This window comes from Rhizobium rhododendri (assembly GCF_007000325.2).
Taxonomy (GTDB): Bacteria; Pseudomonadota; Alphaproteobacteria; order Rhizobiales; family Rhizobiaceae; genus Rhizobium; species Rhizobium rhododendri.
Map to the genome: position 1 here is coordinate 2,253,054 of NZ_CP117267.1, position 19,905 is coordinate 2,272,958.

A 19,905-nucleotide genomic window follows, 5' to 3' on the forward strand; every position below is an offset into this window, starting at 1 on the left:
GGACCCGCCTTTTCTGTGTCGCTTGGAAATCCGCTCGTTACTGGCCGCTGGGACCGGCGATGGCAGCCCATTCGCCAATAACCTTGTTGAAGGCGTCGGTGCCGGTCGTGCCCTTGTCCATGGTCAAGAGGGCGCGACGGCCGTTGCGGTAGGTGATCGGGATGTCGATCCAGTTGCGGTTGCGCAGCAGGTCCAGGTTGGTCTTGCGAGCATCCGGGAAGTCGTTCAGCGCCACCATGTGGAAATCGTCGGTGATCTTGGCCGGCACGCCGATCAGCGGATCGCCACGATCCTGCTCGGTCGCCTTCATCGCCACGCGCTGGACGCTGTCGATGGCACCGCCTTCGAAATTCGGCGGCAGCGAGAATACCAGTTCGATCAGATGGCTCGCCGGTAGCGACGGGTCGCTGTTGCGCTTGAACGTCACCAGCGCGGTCATGCCACGTTCGGGCACGTTGATGCTGCCCTGGACAGTCGGAGATGGCTTGCCATCGTCGCCCTTGTCCTCATGGACGCTCCAAGTCACCGTACCCTCGATCGCGGTCGGTGACGTCTGGCCAAGACGTTCTTCGTACAGGAACATCTTCTCACCCGTGCCGACAGTCGCCGTCTGCGTCGCTGCCGGCGGCGTAGCCGACGGAACCATCGCGGTCGGCTGTGCAGGGGCCGGGGCCGGTGCAGCAGCTGTCGGCGCAGGCGTCGGAGCCTGTGCCGGCGGCGCGGATGCGGGAGCCGGTACGGATGGATTGGCAACAGCCGCAGCGGGTGGCGGCGTCGCGGCTGCGACATTCTGCTGGGCGATGGACTTGCCCTCGGCAGCGACCGGTCCACCTGGGACAGGAGGCACGCCTGCATCCACCTCGCTGCCATCCGCCATCAGGCGCTGGGTAAATTTGCTGTTGACGGTGTTGCCGTCGTCAACCGGTGGAGTTTCCGGCGTCGTCGGCTTCGTGGCGACAGGCGTGGTTGCTGCCGGTGTTGCGGTCTTGTCTGCGACCGTTGCATTTTTCGGTGCGGAACTCACCAGTCCGGCGACCATCTCGTTGAGCGCGGTGCGGTTCATCCAGGCGGCATAACCACCGCCGGCGACAACAGCGACACCAGCCAGAGTAAGGAGAATACCTGCGACGCCAAAGCGGCGGCGCTTCGGCTCCATGCGGTAGCTCTTGCCCTGAAGCCCGGCGACACTGACCTGCCCCAGATCCGACGGTACCGAATCGCTGAAATCGGTCTCGGCGGCGAATTTCTCGTAGCCGGAAAGCTCCTTGATCTCGTTCCAGCCGTCCGACTGCCCGGATTGAGCGGCAGGTTTGGCCGCATTGCCGTGAACATCGGCAAACAGGTCGACATCGTCAAAATCACCGGCAGGCGTCGGCGGGGCCTGCTTGACAGGAGCAGCCTCTGCAACGGGAGCGGATTTTACCGGCGGCAGATCGTCGAATGTTGCAGCTTCCCAGGCGACGTGTTCGGCGGCATCCGGCATGCGGGCGGAGGGATGTTCTTCAGCCGCAAAGCCGACATCCGGCGGATAGTGAACGGGAATAGCCGTTGGTGCCGGCTGTCCGCCCGGAGCCGGCGCTCGCCACTCATTGTGCGCCGTGCCAGCGTCCTCTGGTTCCGGGGTTGCGGTTTTCGCCCAGACGTCGTCGAAATGGCCGGCATTGTCCGAATGAGCGGGATCGCTATGGGTCTCGGTGATGCCGTAGCCGGCGTGGTCGGCTGCATCCAGATCCGGCGCCGGCTCGTGGACCTCGCGTGGAACCTCGTCGACGGAAGAGGAGTGATATGCCTCCGGCTCCGGCTGCCATTCGGCATGCACGGGCTCAACTGCAACCGGCTCGACCTGCTCACGATAGCGCTCGTGCTCGGGCGCTTCGTAAACGGCCTCCAGCGCTTCCAGAGGCTGCGGTTCCCTGTCCGCCTGCCAGTCATCTTCGGCGCGCCAATTATCGTCGACGGTCGGAGAGGTGTCAGTATGTGCACTCTCTTCAACGTGGTGCACCTCGGCAGGCGCCACGGGCGCGGGTTCCTCGATATGTGCAGGCTCTTCTTCTGACGCTGCTGCCGGCTCTGGCTGCACCACCTGCTCTGGCTCCGGCTCTGGAACATGCTGCACCACCGGTTCCGGCTGCTGATACTCCTCGGCCGGCTGGGCGTGGAACTCCTCCGCAGCGGCTTCCTCTGCGATTGCAGGCGGCACTCCGGCTTCGGCATGCTCGGCCTCGACGTCGCGAATAGCGGCTTCGAGCTTCTCGAGCTGGCGCTGCAGCATCGTCTCCGGCGGTCGCGGCTTCATGCTTTCCAGCTGGCGCTGTACGGCACCGCGAGCGCGGGCATAAACTTTCACCCGCATTTCGGGTGTATTGTCGGACAAGCCATCTACGGCACGTCGGATGACTGCTACAAAATCCGCCATCAGTACTTTCTCGTGATGTCCAGCAGTAAGGCCGAACAGCGTTTTATCGTTGGCGCGACATTAATCCTCAAACGGATCAGTCACAAGTATGGTGTCGTCGCGCTCCGGGCTGGTCGAAAGAAGCGCTACGGGGGCACCGATCAGCTCTTCCACCTGTCGCACATATTTGATCGCCTGAGCTGGCAGGTCGGCCCATTTGCGGGCGCCGACGGTCGATTCTTTCCAACCCTCAAGCGTAATATATACCGGCTCGACCCGCGCTTGCGCACCCTGGCTTGCCGGCAGGTGGTCAATCTGCACGCCGTCGAGCATGTAACCGACGCAGATCTTCAGTTCTTCCAGTCCGTCCAGCACGTCGAGCTTGGTCAGCGCGATGCCGGTGATGCCGTTGGTGGCGACCGACTGGCGCACCAGCGCCGCGTCGAACCAGCCACACCGACGTTTACGCCCGGTAACTGTGCCGAATTCATGACCTTTCTCGCCAAGAAACTGGCCAATCTCGTCTGTCAGTTCCGTCGGGAAAGGCCCTTCGCCGACGCGGGTGGTGTAGGCCTTGGTGATGCCGAGGATGTAACCCAGCGATCCCGGCCCCATGCCGGAACCGGCCGAGGCCTGCCCTGCAACGGTGTTCGATGAGGTAACGAAGGGATAGGTGCCGTGGTCGATGTCGAGCAGCGAGCCCTGCGCGCCCTCGAACAGGATGCGCGCACCGCGACGGCGCTCCTTGTCGAGAAGAAGCCAGACGGTTTCGCGGAACGGCAGCACGCGGTCGGCGACTGACGTCAGTTCTTCCATGATCGTTTCGTGGGACACTTCGGCAACGCCGAGGCCGCGACGCAGCGCATTGTGGTGCGTAAGAATGCGGTCGACCTTGGCGGGCAGAGTTTCGAGATCGGCAAGATCCATGAAGCGGATCGACCGGCGGCCGACCTTGTCTTCGTAGGCAGGGCCGATGCCCCGACGTGTGGTACCGATCTTGGTGCCGCTGTTGCTGGCAGCATCTTCGCGCAGCGCATCGAGTTCACGGTGCAGCGAAAGGATCAGCGTGGCATTGTCGGCAACGCGCAGGTTTTCAGGCGTGATCTTGACGCCCTGAACAGCGAGCCGATCGATTTCGGCCAGCAGCGCATGCGGATCGACGACCACGCCATTGCCGATGACGCCCATCTTGCCCGGCCGCACGACGCCAGAAGGCAGCAGCGACAGCTTGTAGCTGATGCCGTCGATGACGAGTGTATGGCCGGCATTGTGGCCGCCCTGGAAGCGGACAACGATGTCCGCGCGCTCCGAAAGCCAGTCGACAATCTTGCCCTTGCCTTCGTCACCCCATTGCGAACCGATCACGACCACGTTCGTCATTTGTCTCTTCCTGCTTCCTGCGCAAAGATGCGCCTTGCCCAAACCCGCGCATCTATAAAGCGTTGCTTTTCGGAAAGCGACCCCGTTGTCGGCGGAGATCGCGCTTTTGCAGGGCAAATCAAGCGGAACGACAACAGCCGGCTAGACACTTCGCCCTGTCGTCAGCCACTGAGGGGGTGACGGGGCCGGCGGAACTCGGAAACAGGGCTTGGAGCCTGGCACGGTCCCGGTCACGCAACCTTGCGAAACGGACCAGCCTGCGACGTCTGCAGCCCCAGCGCATGCAGCATTTCGGCAAGCTTCACGGCCGCAGCCACGCCGTCGATCACGGGCACGCCGTGTTCGAGGCTAAGCTGCAGGGCAAGATCCGCCATGCCGGCGCAACCGAGGACGATGGCATCGGCATCGTCCTTCACCAATGCGGTTGCAATCTCGAGCGAGATGGTGCGACAGGCATCGGAGCCTTCACGCTCGAGTTCCAGCACCGGTACTTCTGAAGCCCTCACCCGGGCACATCGGAGACTGAAACCGTAGGCACGAACATTGTCCTCGATGACAGGCACCGACACGGACAGGGTCGTGACGACGCTAAATCTCGACGCAACCAGCGTGGCTGCATGAAAGGCCGCCTCCCCGATGCCGATCACCGGCCGCGCGGTTCGCCTGCGCGCCTCGTAGAGCCCGGTATCGTCGAAGCAGGCGATGATGACGGCGTCGAAATCCTCGACATTGGACCGCTCGATTTCATACAGCAGCCCAGGCAAGGCCGCCTCGCCGTCCTCGGGTCCCTGAATGCTGACGGGGCCGATGACGGGATTGCGGGCAACGACTTCCGTCCCCGGGCTTGCAACCGCCCGCGCCGCGATGCCGATCTTGTCCGTCATCGACGCCGTCGTGTTGGGGTTTATCACCAGGATCCGCATGCGCTCAGACCCCCTTGCCGGCATCCGAACCCACGGCAGCGCGCCGCCGGCTGACATACATGCCGATGCCGACGCAGGAGAGGATGATGGTGAAGGAGAACAGCGTCGTCACCGTGCCGAGCGCATAAAGAACCGGCGTGGTGACATTGGTGGTCATCCCATAGATCTCCAGCGGCAGCGTATTGAACGAGCCCGACGTCATCAGCGTCCGGGCAAACTCGTCGTAGGAGAGCGAAAAGCCGAACAGCCCGACGCCGATCAGGCTCGGCGCGATCATCGGCAGCACGACGTGGCGAAACGTCTGCCACGAACTCGCACCGAGGTCGCGCGCAGCTTCCTCATACGATGGAGAAAAACGGTTGAAGACGGCAAACATGATCAGCACGCCGAACGGCAGCGTCCAGGTCAGGTGGGCGCCGAACGCCGAGGAATACCAGGCCGGCGCAAATCCGAGCTGCTGGAAGACGACGCCGATGCCGAGCGAGATGATAATCGACGGCACCACGAGGCTGGCGACCGTTCCGTAGAAGACCAGCGAGGCACCACGGAACTTGCGCCGGAAGGCGAGGCCAGCCAGCAGCGACACCACGACGGTCACGACCATCACCATAAGGCCAAGAAAGAAGGACCGCTGGAAAGCCGCACCGAAATCGCCGACCGACTGCTTTTCGAACAGGTTTGCGAACCAGTGGAACGATACGCCGTTGAGCGGAAATGTCAGGCCGCCGTCCGGTCCCTGGAAGGAGAGGATGAAGATCGCCGAAAACGGCCCGTACAGGAACAGCACGAACAGGATGAAGAAGGCGGTGAGCACGTAGAACTCGAGAGGGCGTTTGTCGGCGTTCATCTCAAAGCTCCTTGCGGATATCGACGACGCGCAGGATGGCGGCAACCATCAGCAGCACGAGGACCAGCAGCACCACGGCGTTGGCGGCAGCGGCCGGATATTGCAGCAGCGACATCTGGTTCTTCATCATCAGCGCCACCGAGGCACTCTGGCCGCCGGACATCACCTGCACGGTGGAGAAATCGGCCATGACTAGCGTCACCACGAAAATCGAGCCGATGGCGATGCCGGGCTTGGCGAGCGGAATCACCACGTTCCAGAGGATCTGCCAACCGGTCGCCCCGGCATCGCGGGCCGCCTCGAACAGCGAGCGATCGATGCGCATCAGCGTGTTGAAGATCGGCGTCACCATGAACAGCGTGTAGAGGTGGACCATGGCGAGCACCACGGCGAAATCGGAATAGAGCAGCCACTCGATCGGCTTTGGAATGATGCCGGCACTGATCAGCGCCGAATTGATCAGCCCGTTTCGCCCGAGCACCGGGATCCAGGAGATCATGCGGATGATGTTGGACGTCAGGAACGGTACCGTGCAGATGAGAAACAGCACCATCTGCGTCGACGGCTTGCGGATGTGGAAGGCGAGGTAATAGGCAACCCAGAACCCGATGAACAGGGTGATCGCCCAGACGATCAGCATGAATTCTATGGTGTGGAGATAGGTCTTCCAGGTGACCCACGACTCGAGGCTGTCCGAATAGTTGGTGAGCAACATCGCCGGATAGATGCCGGCAAAATCATAGTCCCAGAAACTGACGACAGCGATCATCAGGATCGGCAGGATGAAGAAGAAGCCGAGAATGACAAGCAGCGGCAGCGCCTGGAGATACGAAACGACCCCGAGCGGAACCGTCAAGTTGCGTCTTTGCGGCTTGTCGAGCTGTGTCGTTGCTGATGCCATTCTACGGTATCTCCGATTTTTCCTGATCTCCCCCCTTGTGGGGAAGATGTCGGCAGAGCCGACAGAGGGGGGATGGCCGCAGATCTGGAGTTTGCCGCACCGCCCCCCTTTGTCACTTCGTGACATCTCCCCCACAAGGAGGGAGATGAAAAGGTGCCTTAGGCAGCGATGAATTCGTTCCAGCGCTTTACCATGTAGCGGTCCTCGTCCATGACCGAGTTCCAGCAGGCGACGTGGCCCATGCGCTCTTCGAACGAGCCGCCGTCGCGGACTGCTCCGGCCTTCTCCATGACCTTGCCTTCAGGCGACATGATATCGCCCTGTGCCGGCTTGCCCTCGATCCAGTAGCCCCACTCGTCGGCCGTCATGAAGTTCTTGGCGGTGTCCATGCAGGCAGAGTAATAGCCCTGGCGGTTGAGGTAGCCGCCGACCCAGCCGGACGTGTACCAGTTGATGTACTCGTAGGCCGCGTCGAGTTCGGCGCCCTTCAGGTGCTTGGCAAGGCCGAGACCGCCGCCCCACGAACGATAGCCTTCCTTCAGTGGCTGGAACTTGCAGGCGATGCCCTTGGAGCGGACGGCGGCAACGGCCGGCGACCACATGGACTGGATGACGACTTCGCCCGATGCCATCAGGTTGACGCTCTCGTCGAAGGACTTCCAGAAGGCGCGGAACTGGCCGGCCTGCTTGGTCTTGATCAGGAAGTCGATCGTTTTGTCGATCTCCGCCTTGGTCATGTTGCCCTTGTCGGCATATTTCAGCTGACCGGAGGCTTCCATGATCATGGCAGCGTCCATGATGCCGATCGACGGAATGTTGAGGATCGCCGTCTTGCCCTTGAAGGCAGGGTCGAGGATGTCGGCCCAGGAGGTGATGTCGCGACCGACGAGGTCCGGCCGGATGCCTAGCGTGTCGGCGTTGTAGATGGTCGGGACCATCGTCATCCATTCGGTCGGTGTCTTCGAGAACTTCTTGGAGTCCGGGCCGTCGACGAAGCCGACCGTGTGCGGCGCGGTACCCTGTGCGATGACGCTGTCGGGCTTCAGCTTGCCGGTGATGAACAGCGGCACGATCTTGTCGAAGTATTTGAGCTTCTTGGTGTTCATCGGCTGCATCACGCCGGCCGGGTAGACCTTCTTGGCGATCCAGTATTCGATGTCGGCGATGTCGTAGGAGTTCGGCTGTGTGACGGCGCGCTGGGCGGCAGCGTCCGAATCCGTTGCCGTCATCTGCAGCGTGATGCCGAGGTCGGCTTTGCACTTGTCGGCGATGGCATTGAGGTTCGATACGCCGGTGCCGAACTGGCGCAGCGTGATCGGGTTCTGAGCCCATATGGTCGGGAAGCCGGTGACGAGGCCGGAGCCGACGACGGCGCCGAGCCCGGCAGCGCAGGTCTTCAGGAGATTACGGCGGGAAATACCCTTGGCCGGCTTGGTAGACTTTGTGTCCTTGGTCATGCTCAGTTCCCCTTCAGGTGGTTGATGGATCAGCCGCGGCCGAGGAGGACTGCGTCCTCCAGGGCCCAGCTCAGTGACAGTGCATCGCCGACCGAAACCGGCTTGGCGAAATAATCGGTGTCGCGAATGATCGCCGTGAAGTCCTCGCTACCGGCGCCGATGACGGTGATTTTCACGGTGGCGCCGCGATATTCGACGTTGGAAACGATGCCGTTGAAGCCGAGGCCCTTCTGCGATGGCTCGGCGAGGCGAACCCGGTCTGTGCGGATACCGATATCCACGGGCGCGCCGACTTCCGTCTGGCCGCGAACGGAAAATGTCTGGCCCTCAGGCGCTTCCAGCGTCACGACCCCGTCCTGGCTGTGGGTCGCGCGACCGGAGAGAACATTGTGATCGCCCATGAAACGGGCGACGAAGGCGGTGGCAGGCCGCTCGAAGACCTCGCGCGCAGAGGCTGCCTGCTCGATGCGGCCGTTGTTCATCACCACGATCAGGTCCGACAACGCCATCGCCTCTTCCTGGCTATGGGTGACGTGAACGAAGGTGATGCTCAGCGTCTTCTGCAGCTTTTTCAACTCGGCACGCATGCGAATTTTCAGGAACGGATCGAGCGCCGACAGCGGCTCGTCGAGCAGCAGCGCTTCCGGATCGGTGATCAGAGCGCGAGCCAGCGCCACGCGTTGCTGCTGGCCGCCGGAGAGTTGTGCCGGACGCCGGGTGGCATAGGGCTCCATCTGCATCAGCGTCAGCATTTCGAGCGCCTTGGCCTGGCGCGCCTGCTTGTCGACGCCCTTCATCTTCAGGCTGAAGGCGACGTTGTCGATGAGATCGAGATGCGGAAACAGCGCGTAGCTCTGGAACATCATCGCCGTCCCGCGCTCCGCCGGACGGGCGTGGGTGATCTGGCTTTCGGAAAGAACGACATCGCCGCCGGAGACACTTTCATGGCCGGCCGCCATGCGAAGCGTCGAAGACTTGCCGCAGCCGGACGGGCCCAGCAAGCAGCAATAGGTGCCGGCCGGCACTTTCAGATCGATCGCGTCGACGGCAACCGTGCCACCGTAACGCTTGGTCAGCCTGATAAGTTCTAGATCGCCCTTAGCCATCGGCCCCTCTTCCGCTTCTTCACAGGAAGAGGGACTGCAAGGCCCATGCCAAATCCTAAATATTGATTAACATACTGAAATCGTTGACTTCGAAGATAGGTAGCCAACCATAGCATAAAAAATATGCCCATTTATTAGATGCGGCAAATTCAGCAGATGCACACAACGTGAGCAAATATTGTATACAAAACTCACGTGGTATTGGACGCAATTATCGGTTATGCTCCGGCCAAGATCAATACTCGGATTCCGGCACGCGCCATGCTTGAAAAATCCATCAGGGCCAGAGCGGCGGGGCAACCGCCCGTGCAACAGTCGCCGGTTTATCTCGGCATTCGCAGCGCCATTCTCGGCCATAGCGTGGCGCCCGGAATGAAGCTGCCGGAAGACGAGTTGGCCGAGATCTACTCTGTCAGCCGCACCGTGATACGCGCAGCCCTGCAGGCACTGGCGCTCGACCATCTCGTGACACTCGAAGTCAATCGCGGCGCTTTCGTCGCCAAGCCGACACGGCTGGAGGCCCGCGAGGTTTTCGAGGCTCGCGCGCTGCTCGAGCCGAAAGTCGCCGCCATGGCTGCCGAAATCGCCAAGCCGGCCGACATCGTCCTGCTGGAGCGTCACATCGCCGAAGAACATGCGGCGGTCGCCGCCGGGCGGGACGGAGAAGCGGTCCAGCTCTCCGGCCAGTTCCACGTGGCCATCGCCGAAATTGCCAATCATTCGATCTATATCGACTTCGTCCGCAGGCTTTGCTCTCGCTCGTCGCTGATCGTCGCCCTCTACTGGCGTCGCCGCGATGCCATCTGCGAGCACCACGCTCACCATTCGCTGGTCAATGCGATCGCCAGCAACAAGCCGAAGGACGCGTCCGAGCTGATGGTCAGCCATCTCGTCGACCTGTTTTCGGGCCTCGACCTGTCAGAGCGCGAGCCCGGTTCCCGCCGCCTCGCGGAGATCCTCAAGGCTTGAAGGACGCTCCTTCGCTTCAATGCTCGTTGGCGACCGGCGCGTAGGCAGCAGGATCGACGAAATCGGGCCGCCCGTTGAGCGACAGCCTTGCGCCTCTCGCCGGCGTCTCGCTGATCACCTTGCCGCGACGAACAACAAACAAACGCGTTGCGCGCAGACGGATCGCCTCGATCGGATCTTTCGCTTGCAGCACCACCAGATCGCCATTGCAGCCGACGTCGAGACCATAACCTTCCAGCCCCATCAGCTTGGCCGGATTTCTGGTGACCGCGTCGAAACAGAACCGCATTGCCTCGCGAGCCGACAGCTGTCCGACATGCAGGCCCATATGCGCGACATCGAGCATGTCGCCGCTGCCGAGCGAATACCACGGGTCCATGCAGCAATCCTGGCCGAAGGCGATGTTGATGCCGTGCTCGCGCATCTCCTTCACCCGCGTCATACCGCGCCGCTTCGGGTAGCTGTCGTGTCGTCCCTGCAGCATGATGTTGATCAGCGGGTTGGCAACCACCTGAACCTCAGCCTCGGCGATCAGCGGCAGTAGCTTCGACACATAGTAATTGTCCATCGAATGCATCGAAGTCAGGTGCGAGCCGGTCGCGCGGCCTTGCAGTCCCAGCCGCTGCGTTTCACAGGCAAGCGTCTCGATATGCCGCGAAAGCGGATCGTCCGTTTCGTCGCAATGCAGGTCGACGCGCAGGCCCCGCCTCGCGGCAATCTCGCAAAGCGCCCGCACAGACCGCGCACCGTCTTCCATCGTCCGCTCGAAATGCGGAATACCGCCGACAATGTCGACACCGAGATCCAGCGCCCGCTCGAGATTGTCGGCAGCTGTCGGCGAACGGTAATATCCATCCTGCGGAAAGGCGACGAGTTGCAGATCGAGATAGGGCGCGACCGCCTTCTTGACGTGCAGCAGCGCCTCGACAGCCAGAAGCCGGTCGTCGCAGATATCGACATGGGTCCGCACCGCCAGCAGCCCTTGCGATACGGCGAGATCGCAATAGCGCAATGCCCGCTCGACCACCGCCTCCTGCGTCAGCAACGGCTTCAGTTCACCCCAGAGCGCAATGCCTTCGAGGAGCGTACCGGACGTGTTCAAGCGCGGCAGGCCAAGCGACAGGGTGGCATCCATATGAAAATGGCAATCGACGAAAGGGCTCGAGACAAGGTGGCCGCCGGCGTCGATCTCGCGACCGGCGTTAGCAGCGATCTTGTGCTCGATTGCAGCGATCCTGCCGCCGGCGATACCGATGTCGATCCCCGTGCGGCCATCGGTAAGCGTTGCGTTTCGGATGAGTAGATCGAACGTCATGAACCGGCCCCTTGCTCGACAGGCGCTGCGCCTGAACGTGACGGATTTTTAGCACGCCGACACCACATGCCAACCGTTGAATGCCCAGAACATCATGGACGGACTGTATTTTTTCAAACGAAGGCGAAGGCTGGCGAGGTCTCCGGGCTATAGGCGGCGACGGAAACGCTGTGTATAAGCGCAGGCAATCAACTGCTCCTGAAAGCCGGGGCCGCTCTACCACGCTCCCGGAGCGTCGACCGGGTGCGCCCGGCACCATCACGAAGGACCTGACATGCGCTACCTGATCACCGGCACCGGTGGCTTCATTGGCTTCCATCTCGCCAAGCGACTGCTCGACGAAGGCAATTTCGTGGTCGGCTTCGACGGCATGACACCGTATTACGATGTGGCGCTGAAGGAAAAACGGCACGCCATCCTCGCGCGCTCGAACGGCTTCAAGCCGGTGATCGCCATGCTGGAAGACAAGGCGGCGCTCGATAGGGCGGCCGAACTGGCGGAGCCTGATGTCATCGTCCACCTCGCCGCCCAGGCCGGCGTTCGCTACAGCCTCGAAAATCCGAAATCCTACGTCGACTCCAACGTCACCGGGTCGTTCAACATTCTAGAACTCGCCCGCGCCATCAAGCCGAAGCATTTGCTGCTCGCCTCGACCTCGTCGGTCTACGGCGCCAACGAGAAGATGCCGTTTGCCGAAAGCGACAAGGCTGACGAGCAGATGACGATCTATGCGGCGACGAAGAAAAGCATGGAGCTGATGGCCCACAGCTACGCCCATCTCTTCGACATCCCGACGACGGCGTTCCGCTTCTTCACGGTCTATGGCCCGTGGGGCCGGCCGGACATGGCGCTGTTCAAGTTCGTCGATGCCATCAGGAACGATCGCCCGATCGATATCTACGGCGAAGGCCGGATGAGCCGCGACTTCACCTATATCGACGACCTCGTCGAGGGCATCGTCCGCCTGATCGCGGTGCCGCCGGCAGAGGCCAACCGCGTCGTCTCGGATACCGTCATCGATTCGCTGTCGAGCACCGCCCCGTTCCGGATCGTCAACATCGGTGGCGGCGCGCCGGTGGAGCTGATGCATTATGTCGAGACGATAGAGGCCGCGCTCGGCAAGAAGGCCATCCGCAACATGCTGCCGATGCAGCCGGGCGACGTACATCACACCTACGCCGAACCCGGCCTGCTCGTCGCCCTGACCGGCTACAAGCCGGAACTGGGCGTCGAAGAAGGTGTCAGGCGCTTTGTCGAATGGTATCTCGAAAACTACTGAGGATCAGCCGGCCGTGTGATAATTGCGGTCGAAATAGACGAGACCCTGCCCGCCATCGCGCCGACGGATCGCCTCGACTTCGCACATCAGCACTTCGTGCGTGCCGACCTCGGCGCGCTGGGCGATCCGGCAATCGAACGACACCAGCGCGTCCTCGAGCGCCGGCGATCCGGTCACCAGTTCGGACCACTCGGCGGCTGCAAAGCGCTCGGCAACCGGCGTCTTGCCGCCGAAGAGGCGCGACAGATCCTGATGGCTCTCCGACAGGACGTTCACGCAGAGCACGCCATTGGCAGCGACAGCGGGATAGACGGAGGCATTGCGGTTCAGGCACACCAGAAGCGTCGGCGGACTGTCGGTGACGCTGCACACGGCAGTCGCGGCAAAGCCGGCAAGACCTCCCGGACCGTTGCTGGTGACGATATTGACGGCTGCCGCCATGCGCGCCATGGCATCGCGGAAGGTGAGCCGCAACGCTTCGGCATCAGCCACGGGTATCTTCTGGTCGGTGGCTGCAGACGTTTTCATGTTCATCCCCATAATTTCAGGCGGCAGGTGCGGTTCCGGGCCGCAAACTAGACGCCGGATCGGTGCGTCTCAAGCAAAAGCATTTCGCCCAACGGCGGGCACGAGACAATACATTCCCCCGAATCCGCTATCGTCAACCGCATACTTCGAAAAATGTTGCGATGCACAATGTCGATGACGGTTTTGACGCCCTCCGGCGCTCAGCCGGGATTGACGACCATCGGCGCCCGGTTGCGCCGGACCTCCGTGAAAATATGGCCAAACAATGCGACAAGCACGATCGGCCCGCCGATCATCGTCGCGCTCGATGGCGTCTCGCTGAAGAATATCCACACCCAGAGCGGCGTCAAAGGAACCTCGAGCGCGGTCAGCAGGCTGGCATCGGCAGCGGGAATGAGACGGGATCCGAATGTGTAGAGGCTAAGCCCAAGCGCATTCTGGATCAATCCGAAGGCCACGATCAGCCCGGCGTCACTTCCCGAGACGGACCCTGGCGATGCGAACCAGAAACACACCAGTGAGCACAGCCAGCCGGATGCAGCCATGGCCGGCAGCATCGGCACATCGCGGTGACGGCGCATGACGACTGCAAGTCCGGATACCATCAGGGTCATGATGGCCGCAAGGGCGCGCCCGAACCAGCTTCCACTGCCGGTGCTATCGCCCGTCAGCATTACCAGGACCCCAACCAGCGCCACTCCCGCCGCAATCATCGTCGCGGCACTGGGGCGCTCGCGGATATACAGGAAGGCGACGCCGGCGGTGATGAAGGGCACCGTGGCGTAAATCACCATCGAGTCGGCGACGGAGGTGTAATAGATGGAGCCGATGCCGCTGATCATCGCGCCCGTCGAGAAAAACATCGCGGCAAACGACGGCCCGCGCATCGCCCCGATGATGCGCCACGCGCCACCGCGTTCGATGAACAGGAAAAGCAGGAATACCCCGCCGCCCGAGACGATGCCGCGATAGAAAAGGATGGTCATCAGATCGGCATGGATCGCCGCATGAACAGCCCGGCCGAGGACCAGGCCAGCGCAGACAGCGCCACATAGAGAACGCCCAGACGATATTGGCTCTGCTCGGCAAGCGTCACGACGATCCCCCTGGACTTGAAGGCTGACCATTAGCGAGCTAGGCAACCACCTGCAAGCAGGCGTTGCGCCCTTTGGGATAACGGATCAGATAACGGCGATTGGTGGCCCAACTGCCACTGGTGGCCGTCGTCCTCCTCCATGTCCACGCAAGCCTTTTCATGGTCTTATCGGCAGCGATTCGGGAGAGTGGTATGAATGCTTTGATGGCTGGGCTTTTGGCATGTGGCTGCGTCAGCCTGATCGACGCTCCCCTCTGGCCGCCTGCCAGCGACTACATCAACGCCGCCGTCGATTGCCGCCAGAGCAGCAATGCGACAGGCTGTGAAAGCGTGCGCAAGAGCTGGACCGGCGATTTCAACGATGCGATCGCCGGCAAATATCAGGCGCAAAGCACTGTCGCCACGTGCCTCAGCACCGGTTGCGACGGTGCGATCAAGCCCGACCCGATGCTCGGCTGCGCCTGGCGAAAGGTGGCGATCAGGACCGCTCACGGGCAAGCGGATGCACGCGACACAGCAGGCCTTAAGCAATATTGCAGCCAGCCCTATCTCGACGCGGCCGGCCAGCACGCGGCTGACGAAGAGGCACTCGCCCTCCAGCAAATGCTGAGCGCAAAGTAGACGTGGCTCGCGCCGGCGCAGGGCCCTTGGGCCGCCGCGCCGGATCGCAGATCTCATTTAGGCATAGGCTGCAAGTAGCGTCCGCACCGCGTCGATCTCGTTCGGCCGGATATCGTGACCGCCCGGATGCCATTCGAGCGTCACATCCGCCTTCTGCCGGACGAAGTAATCCGCAAGCGCCTTTGTCAGGGAGGCCGGTGCAATCGGGTCTCGCTCGCCGGCCGTGATCAGCACCTTCGAGCCCGCCAGGCCGGCATTGTCGCGCGGTTCGAACGGGATCAGCGGATGCATCAGCACCGAGGCGTCGAAAAGATTGCCTGCCTCGATCAGGACATTGGCAAGGATATTGGCCCCATTCGAAAAGCCGAGGCCGATGACTGCCGACGCCTGGTGCTCATCCGCCAGGCTTTTGACGTAGCCGACCATCTTCGTCGTCGCCCGGGCGAGATCGTCCATGTCGTAGACGCCCTCGCCGGTGCGCCGGAAAAAACGGGCAGCCCCATGTTCGGCAACGTCGCCGCGCGGCGAGACGATGGTCGCCTCCGGCAGCAGCTGGCTGGCAAAGTCGAAAAACTGGTTCTCATCGCCGCCTGTGCCGTGAAAGACGAAAAATATCGGCTTTCCCGGCGCACCGGCTCGCAGCCGGTGCACATATGTCGATGTCATGATGACCTCCTGCCTCAAGCGTCGAGTGGCTCGAGATGTTCTTCCAGCAGTGGGCGCAGATGCGCATGCTGTGGTGGCAGCTTCAGTGCCTCGCCGAGATGTGCGGTATCCTCGTCGCGATCGAAGCCAGGTTCGTTTGTGGCAATCTCGAACAGGACGCCGCTCGGCGTGCGGAAGTAGATCGCCCAGAAGTAGTCGCGATCGATGACTGGCGTGACCTGATGACCGGTATCCATCAGCAGCTTGCGCACTTCGAGCTGCTTGGCGCGATTTTCGACTGAGAAGGCAACGTGGTGCACGGACCCTGCCCCCGGCAGCGAACGGGCGATGTTCGGCATGGTTTCGAGATCGATGAAATCGGCGCCATTGCCGCCCGGGATGACCAGCCGCTTTGTGCCCTCATGGGTTTCGGCAACCTGATAGCCCATGTATCGCAGCAGTTCGTCCGTCGCACCGTCGTCGCGCAGGCGCATCGACACCGAGTGAAAGCCGCGGATCGCGTGGTCGGCCTCGATGCCTGCGTGCAGCCAGGGCTGGCGCAGATCGTCCCGGACCTCGACAAGCGCAAGGTCGTCGCCATCAGGACCGGCAAAGTGCAGGCGCTTCTGGCCGAAGGATTCATCGGCCTTGAGACCGGCGATGCCCTGCGCTGCGAGACGATCCGTCCAGTAACCCAGCGAACCTTCGGGAACCGAGAACACCGTGGTGCCGACCTCGCCCGTACCGGGACGGCCACGCGCCATCTTCGGGAACGGAAAATAGGTCATTACCGAGCCGGGCGCGCCGACTTCGTCGCCGTAATAGAGATGGTACACATCCGGTGCATCGAAATTGACAGTCTTCTTGACGCGGCGAAGGCCTAGCGTCTGGGTGAAGAACTTGTTGTTGGTGCGGGCATTCTCTGCCATCGACGTGACGTGGTGGAGGCCTTTGATCTGGTCAAGCATGTCAAACCCCTTTGTTCTGCCCGGTCGTATCGACCGGTTCCATGGGGTGAAGATGGTCGCTGTCAGGCTTTTGCGATAGACCGCAAGACCCGGACGGATTGTCTCCAGATCGTGAACGATCTATCGATGTCGTTCACGCTATGCGCGATCGGGAACAGTCGGAAGGGTAGTCGGCGCAATTTGCAGCCTTCGATCAAACGCTTGCAGCCCAGGTGCCGCAGCTTCGGATGATGCAGAGCATGAACCCGCCTATTCCTCCTCGACCTCTTTATCGCGCTGGCAACAGATTTCGGCGATGGCTTTCACCATCTGGACTGTGTGCGGACATGTGAGCGAATAGCGGACGTTCTTGCCGCAGCGGCGGCTGCGGACGATGTTGTTGTCACGAAGGATCGTCAGGTGACGCGAGACGCCAACCGGAGTTTCATTCAGCTCCCGCATCAGATCGCGAACAGAATGCTCGCTTTCGAGCAACAAAAACAGGATGTGCAGGCGATGGCGGTTTGCCATGATCCCAAGAAAATCGGATTGCGCTGCAGCGGCCCTCTGCACCTCTTCCCCATATATGCCAAAATCATCGTCCCCCGACGGTACCACCAAGAAATCTCCCCAAATCCCGCCCCCGGAATTTTAAACTATTGCTGCTGTTCCACTTCTATTTTCTATTGATTAGAGGAACAAAAGGCAACTTGGCCGTAGAAAAATAAATATCGGGATTTATAGCTATATTTTATATTTCGCATGAAAGTATTTATTCGAAGAATTCGCCAACTAGAAATTATGCGATATCGCGTCCAGAGCATTCAGGATGACAACCACGTTGATCGATTTCGCGGCGTAAAAGATGTTCTGAGCCTTCCTCTTGGTAGTGACGACCCGTCCCCGTCTCAGCTTTGCCAGGTGCATGGAGGTGGCATTTTCGCTTAACCCCACTTGCGTGGCCAGCTGCCCGACCGATCTCTCTTCCTCGAGAAGAAGTCGCAGGATAGTCAGTCTCGCCGGGTTGGCCATCATCGCCAGGAGCGAGGCTTGATCACGCATCAGTTTTTCCTGCTGCTCGGCACCCATGGTCTGCTCCTGTGCTTGTTTTTAATTTCCAATATCTTCCAGGATGAAACAGAAAAGGCCCAGCTGGGATGCCGGACCTTTTCCGTTCGGACCGGAGGTCAACCGATCAGTCTTTCCCCGCAGGCATTCACCCACGGGATCCTCAACCTGGCAGATGCCAGGTGTCGGGATTAGAAGTTGCGCTGGACGCGGAGAACGCCTGCCCAAACGCTTTTATCGACGTTGTCATAGTTGACGTAGGTGATTTCCGGCTGGAGCTTGAGGCCCTTGACCGGGAAGAAGGCAAGGTTGGTGGTTGCTTCGAAGGTCTTGTTGTCAGCATAGGCCAACTGCACGTTCCAGCTCAGCTTTTCGCTGAACTTTGCAGTGCCGCCGCCCCAGACAGCCCAGTCACCCGTGGTGCCAAAGGGGTCGCCATTGGCGTACTTGTTGGTCGTGTTGCCGTCGGTGTTCCAGGCACCCATCAGGAATGCGCTGACTGTGCCGAAGTCTGCATCGAGGCGTACCTTGACTGCGCCTTCTTCGGCGACAGAGTCGTAACCGCCCGCAACCTTGATCCCGAATGCGCCGGCCTTGTAGCCGAGCCCGGCAACGACGTCGGGAGCATAGTGGTCATAGGCTACGCTGGAATAGGAATCTTCGAGCGAGATCACACCGGTGAAGCCGGTGCCGGAGTCGTAGGAATAGGTGAGCTGGTTCAGCTCGTAAGGTCCATCTCCGATCACATCATCGTTGATGACGTTGCCGGCATAGCCCATGTATTCGTTATACTGCGAGTCCTGCCGACCGATGAGGAAGCCGCCGAGCGAAATATAGGCGATCAGCGGAGAGGCATCCGAATTTACGCCTTCCGAATAGTTAAAGCGCAGCGTCGTCGCCGTCTTCAAGGGACCATATTCAGTGTCCGTTGCGGAGTTGAACGAGAGTTCAGCGCGGGTGTAGTTCTTGGTCCCAAAGGCACCAAAAGGATTGTAGGCATCGTGCCAGTAAGTATCGTTGCGGATCATGCCGCCGATCTTGAGGCAAGTTTCGCTGCCTGGAATGTAGAAGTAGCCGGCGCCGTATGCGTCGCAGATGCGGACATATTCCAGCGGTTCCGGTTCGGCAGCGACGATTGCGTCGGCCGCATGTGCACCAGATACAACAGCGAGCGCTGCAGCGGATCCGAGAAGAAGAGATTTGATATTCATGAAAGCTCCCGATGTGTTATCTCGGCACAATTCTTCGCTTGCGTAAATCAATACACAATTTTGAAAGCACCAATTTGTTGAGACCCTTACAGATCAAAACCGAAGCAGAAGTCTTCGATTTACAATTCGAATATCATCGCATCACGATAATATGACAACAAAGATTTTGTATTAGGTACGCACTTGAACAATATAAACTTAGATCTATGTTGCAGCCATGTAACTTATTATTATAGTAAATATGTTTGTTATTCTAATAAATTCCCGTAATTGTATTTTATCAAGCCAATATATCGAAAACAAACATATCTGCATCTCTAATATTTTAATTTTTACTTGAGAATCATCGGTAAGGCCAGCGCTAGTCCGCATCGGGCTAGCGCTGGCCGCCATGGCGTTCGGCACGCCTGGAATTTCGGTGGGAGATCTCTGGCGTCGATTGCGGCCCTAAGCCTGGCCGGCGCCTGGATTTTCCGGGAGCGCCCAGTCAATCGGCGTGCGTCCGTGTTGCTCAAGATAGGCGTTGGCCTTGGAGAAAGGTCTGGATCCGAGAAATCCGTTATGGGCCGAAAGCGGCGACGGATGTGCGGATTTCAGCACCAGATGGCGCGACGCGTCGACGAATGCGGCTTTCTTCTGCGCATAGGCACCCCATAGAAGGAAGACGACATGCTCGCATTGATCGTTGACGGCCCGGATCACGGCATCGGAAAACCTTTCCCAACCCTTGCCCTGATGGGACGCGGCGCGAGACTCCTCGACGGTCAGCACGCTGTTCAGCAAAAGTACGCCCTGCCGGGCCCAGCTTTCGAGAAACCCGTGGCGTGCCGGTGGAATGCCGAGATCGGCCTGCATCTCCTTGTAGATATTGACCAGCGACGGCGGCGTGCGCACACCCGGCCGGACGCTGAAGCAAAGGCCGTGCGCCTGCCCGAGGCCGTGATAGGGATCCTGACCGAGGATCACCACCTTGACATCATGCAAGGGCGTCAGGTCGAGCGCGCGGAAATATTCAGGCCCGCGCGGAAAGATGGTCTTGCCGTTTTGCCTTTCCTCAACCAGGAAGGCCTTGAGCTTTTCCATGTAGGGGCTGGAGAATTCCGCCGACAGCGCATTCTTCCAGCTTTCCTCCAGCTTTACTCCCGCCTCCGGCATTCACTTGGCTCCTTGTTAGGCCTCCACCGTGATGGCGAAATGCTGCCCAAGTCAACAAAACG

At 60.6% G+C, this 19,905-nt stretch carries 19 protein-coding genes; 3 read left to right on the forward strand and 16 right to left on the reverse strand.

Annotated features, from left to right (window positions below; all coding sequences use genetic code 11):
- Nucleotides 1-37 precede the first annotated feature (37 nt).
- From PR018_RS11010 to PR018_RS11040, 7 genes are all read right to left on the reverse strand, one after another.
- Complete coding sequence (locus PR018_RS11010; RefSeq protein ID WP_142823527.1) at nucleotides 38-2,416, reverse strand: hypothetical protein; 2,379 nt, start codon at nucleotides 2,414-2,416, stop codon at nucleotides 38-40.
- Between the two features lie 60 nt (nucleotides 2,417-2,476).
- On the reverse strand, nucleotides 2,477-3,775 hold the full coding sequence (locus PR018_RS11015; RefSeq protein ID WP_142823528.1) for an adenylosuccinate synthase: 1,299 nt from the start codon (nucleotides 3,773-3,775) through the stop codon (nucleotides 2,477-2,479).
- A gap of 230 nt (nucleotides 3,776-4,005) precedes the next feature.
- Complete coding sequence (locus PR018_RS11020) at nucleotides 4,006-4,698, reverse strand: aspartate/glutamate racemase family protein (RefSeq protein ID WP_142823529.1); 693 nt, start codon at nucleotides 4,696-4,698, stop codon at nucleotides 4,006-4,008.
- Between the two features lie 4 nt (nucleotides 4,699-4,702).
- A complete protein-coding gene (locus PR018_RS11025) occupies nucleotides 4,703-5,545 on the reverse strand; it encodes an ABC transporter permease (RefSeq protein ID WP_142823530.1) in 843 nt (280 codons plus the stop codon).
- 1 nt (nucleotide 5,546) lies between these two features.
- Nucleotides 5,547-6,446 (reverse strand): ABC transporter permease, encoded by a 900-nt coding sequence (locus PR018_RS11030; RefSeq protein ID WP_142823531.1) that lies wholly within the window; start codon nucleotides 6,444-6,446, stop codon nucleotides 5,547-5,549.
- 158 nt (nucleotides 6,447-6,604) lie between these two features.
- Nucleotides 6,605-7,903 (reverse strand): ABC transporter substrate-binding protein, encoded by a 1,299-nt coding sequence (locus PR018_RS11035; RefSeq protein ID WP_142823532.1) that lies wholly within the window; start codon nucleotides 7,901-7,903, stop codon nucleotides 6,605-6,607.
- 29 nt (nucleotides 7,904-7,932) lie between these two features.
- Nucleotides 7,933-9,009, reverse strand: a complete 1,077-nt coding sequence (locus tag PR018_RS11040) for an ABC transporter ATP-binding protein (protein ID WP_142823533.1) — start codon at nucleotides 9,007-9,009, stop codon at nucleotides 7,933-7,935.
- A gap of 261 nt (nucleotides 9,010-9,270) precedes the next feature.
- Between PR018_RS11040 and PR018_RS11045 the strand changes: the two genes are divergently transcribed.
- The gene (locus PR018_RS11045; protein ID WP_142823534.1) at nucleotides 9,271-9,978 is read left to right on the forward strand and encodes a GntR family transcriptional regulator; all 708 of its coding nucleotides are present in this window, start codon (nucleotides 9,271-9,273) and stop codon (nucleotides 9,976-9,978) included.
- 16 nt (nucleotides 9,979-9,994) lie between these two features.
- Here the strand turns inward: PR018_RS11045 and PR018_RS11050 are convergent, their stop codons facing one another.
- Nucleotides 9,995-11,293, reverse strand: a complete 1,299-nt coding sequence (locus PR018_RS11050; protein WP_142823535.1) for an amidohydrolase family protein — start codon at nucleotides 11,291-11,293, stop codon at nucleotides 9,995-9,997.
- 274 nt (nucleotides 11,294-11,567) lie between these two features.
- On the opposite strand from PR018_RS11050, the gene PR018_RS11055 reads away from it, so the two are divergent.
- Nucleotides 11,568-12,572 carry an NAD-dependent epimerase gene (locus tag PR018_RS11055; protein WP_142823536.1) on the forward strand — a complete coding sequence of 335 codons (1,005 nt, stop codon included), beginning with the start codon at nucleotides 11,568-11,570 and terminating at the stop codon, nucleotides 12,570-12,572.
- A 3-nt stretch (nucleotides 12,573-12,575) separates the two neighbouring features.
- On the opposite strand, the gene rutF is transcribed toward PR018_RS11055, so the two are convergent.
- Together rutF and PR018_RS11065 are read right to left on the reverse strand one after the other, a co-directional pair.
- Nucleotides 12,576-13,115, reverse strand: coding sequence for an NADH-dependent FMN reductase RutF (gene rutF / locus PR018_RS11060; protein WP_374108276.1), 540 nt, complete (start codon nucleotides 13,113-13,115; stop codon nucleotides 12,576-12,578).
- Between the two features lie 185 nt (nucleotides 13,116-13,300).
- A complete protein-coding gene (locus PR018_RS11065; protein WP_481900264.1) occupies nucleotides 13,301-14,131 on the reverse strand; it encodes a DMT family transporter in 831 nt (276 codons plus the stop codon).
- 257 nt (nucleotides 14,132-14,388) lie between these two features.
- Between PR018_RS11065 and PR018_RS11070 the strand changes: the two genes are divergently transcribed.
- The gene (locus tag PR018_RS11070; RefSeq protein ID WP_142823538.1) at nucleotides 14,389-14,817 is read left to right on the forward strand and encodes a hypothetical protein; all 429 of its coding nucleotides are present in this window, start codon (nucleotides 14,389-14,391) and stop codon (nucleotides 14,815-14,817) included.
- 57 nt (nucleotides 14,818-14,874) lie between these two features.
- Here PR018_RS11070 and PR018_RS11075 read toward each other — a convergent pair whose 3' ends face one another.
- The 6 genes from PR018_RS11075 to ung all read right to left on the reverse strand — a co-directional run bounded on the left by PR018_RS11075 (nucleotide 14,875) and on the right by ung (nucleotide 19,843).
- The gene (locus PR018_RS11075; protein ID WP_263431683.1) at nucleotides 14,875-15,483 is read right to left on the reverse strand and encodes an alpha/beta hydrolase; all 609 of its coding nucleotides are present in this window, start codon (nucleotides 15,481-15,483) and stop codon (nucleotides 14,875-14,877) included.
- A 14-nt stretch (nucleotides 15,484-15,497) separates the two neighbouring features.
- Nucleotides 15,498-16,430: a VOC family protein gene (locus PR018_RS11080; RefSeq protein WP_142823539.1), complete on the reverse strand. Its 933-nt coding sequence runs from the start codon at nucleotides 16,428-16,430 to the stop codon at nucleotides 15,498-15,500.
- 249 nt (nucleotides 16,431-16,679) lie between these two features.
- Nucleotides 16,680-17,027, reverse strand: coding sequence for an ArsR/SmtB family transcription factor (locus tag PR018_RS11085; protein ID WP_142823540.1), 348 nt, complete (start codon nucleotides 17,025-17,027; stop codon nucleotides 16,680-16,682).
- A 174-nt stretch (nucleotides 17,028-17,201) separates the two neighbouring features.
- Nucleotides 17,202-17,498, reverse strand: a complete 297-nt coding sequence (locus tag PR018_RS11090; RefSeq protein ID WP_142823541.1) for an ArsR/SmtB family transcription factor — start codon at nucleotides 17,496-17,498, stop codon at nucleotides 17,202-17,204.
- 170 nt (nucleotides 17,499-17,668) lie between these two features.
- Complete coding sequence (locus PR018_RS11095; RefSeq protein WP_142823542.1) at nucleotides 17,669-18,688, reverse strand: porin; 1,020 nt, start codon at nucleotides 18,686-18,688, stop codon at nucleotides 17,669-17,671.
- Between the two features lie 447 nt (nucleotides 18,689-19,135).
- Entirely contained in the window at nucleotides 19,136-19,843 is a 708-nt protein-coding gene (ung, locus tag PR018_RS11100) for a uracil-DNA glycosylase (protein WP_142823543.1), read from the reverse strand.
- Between the last annotated feature and the right edge of the window lie 62 nt (nucleotides 19,844-19,905).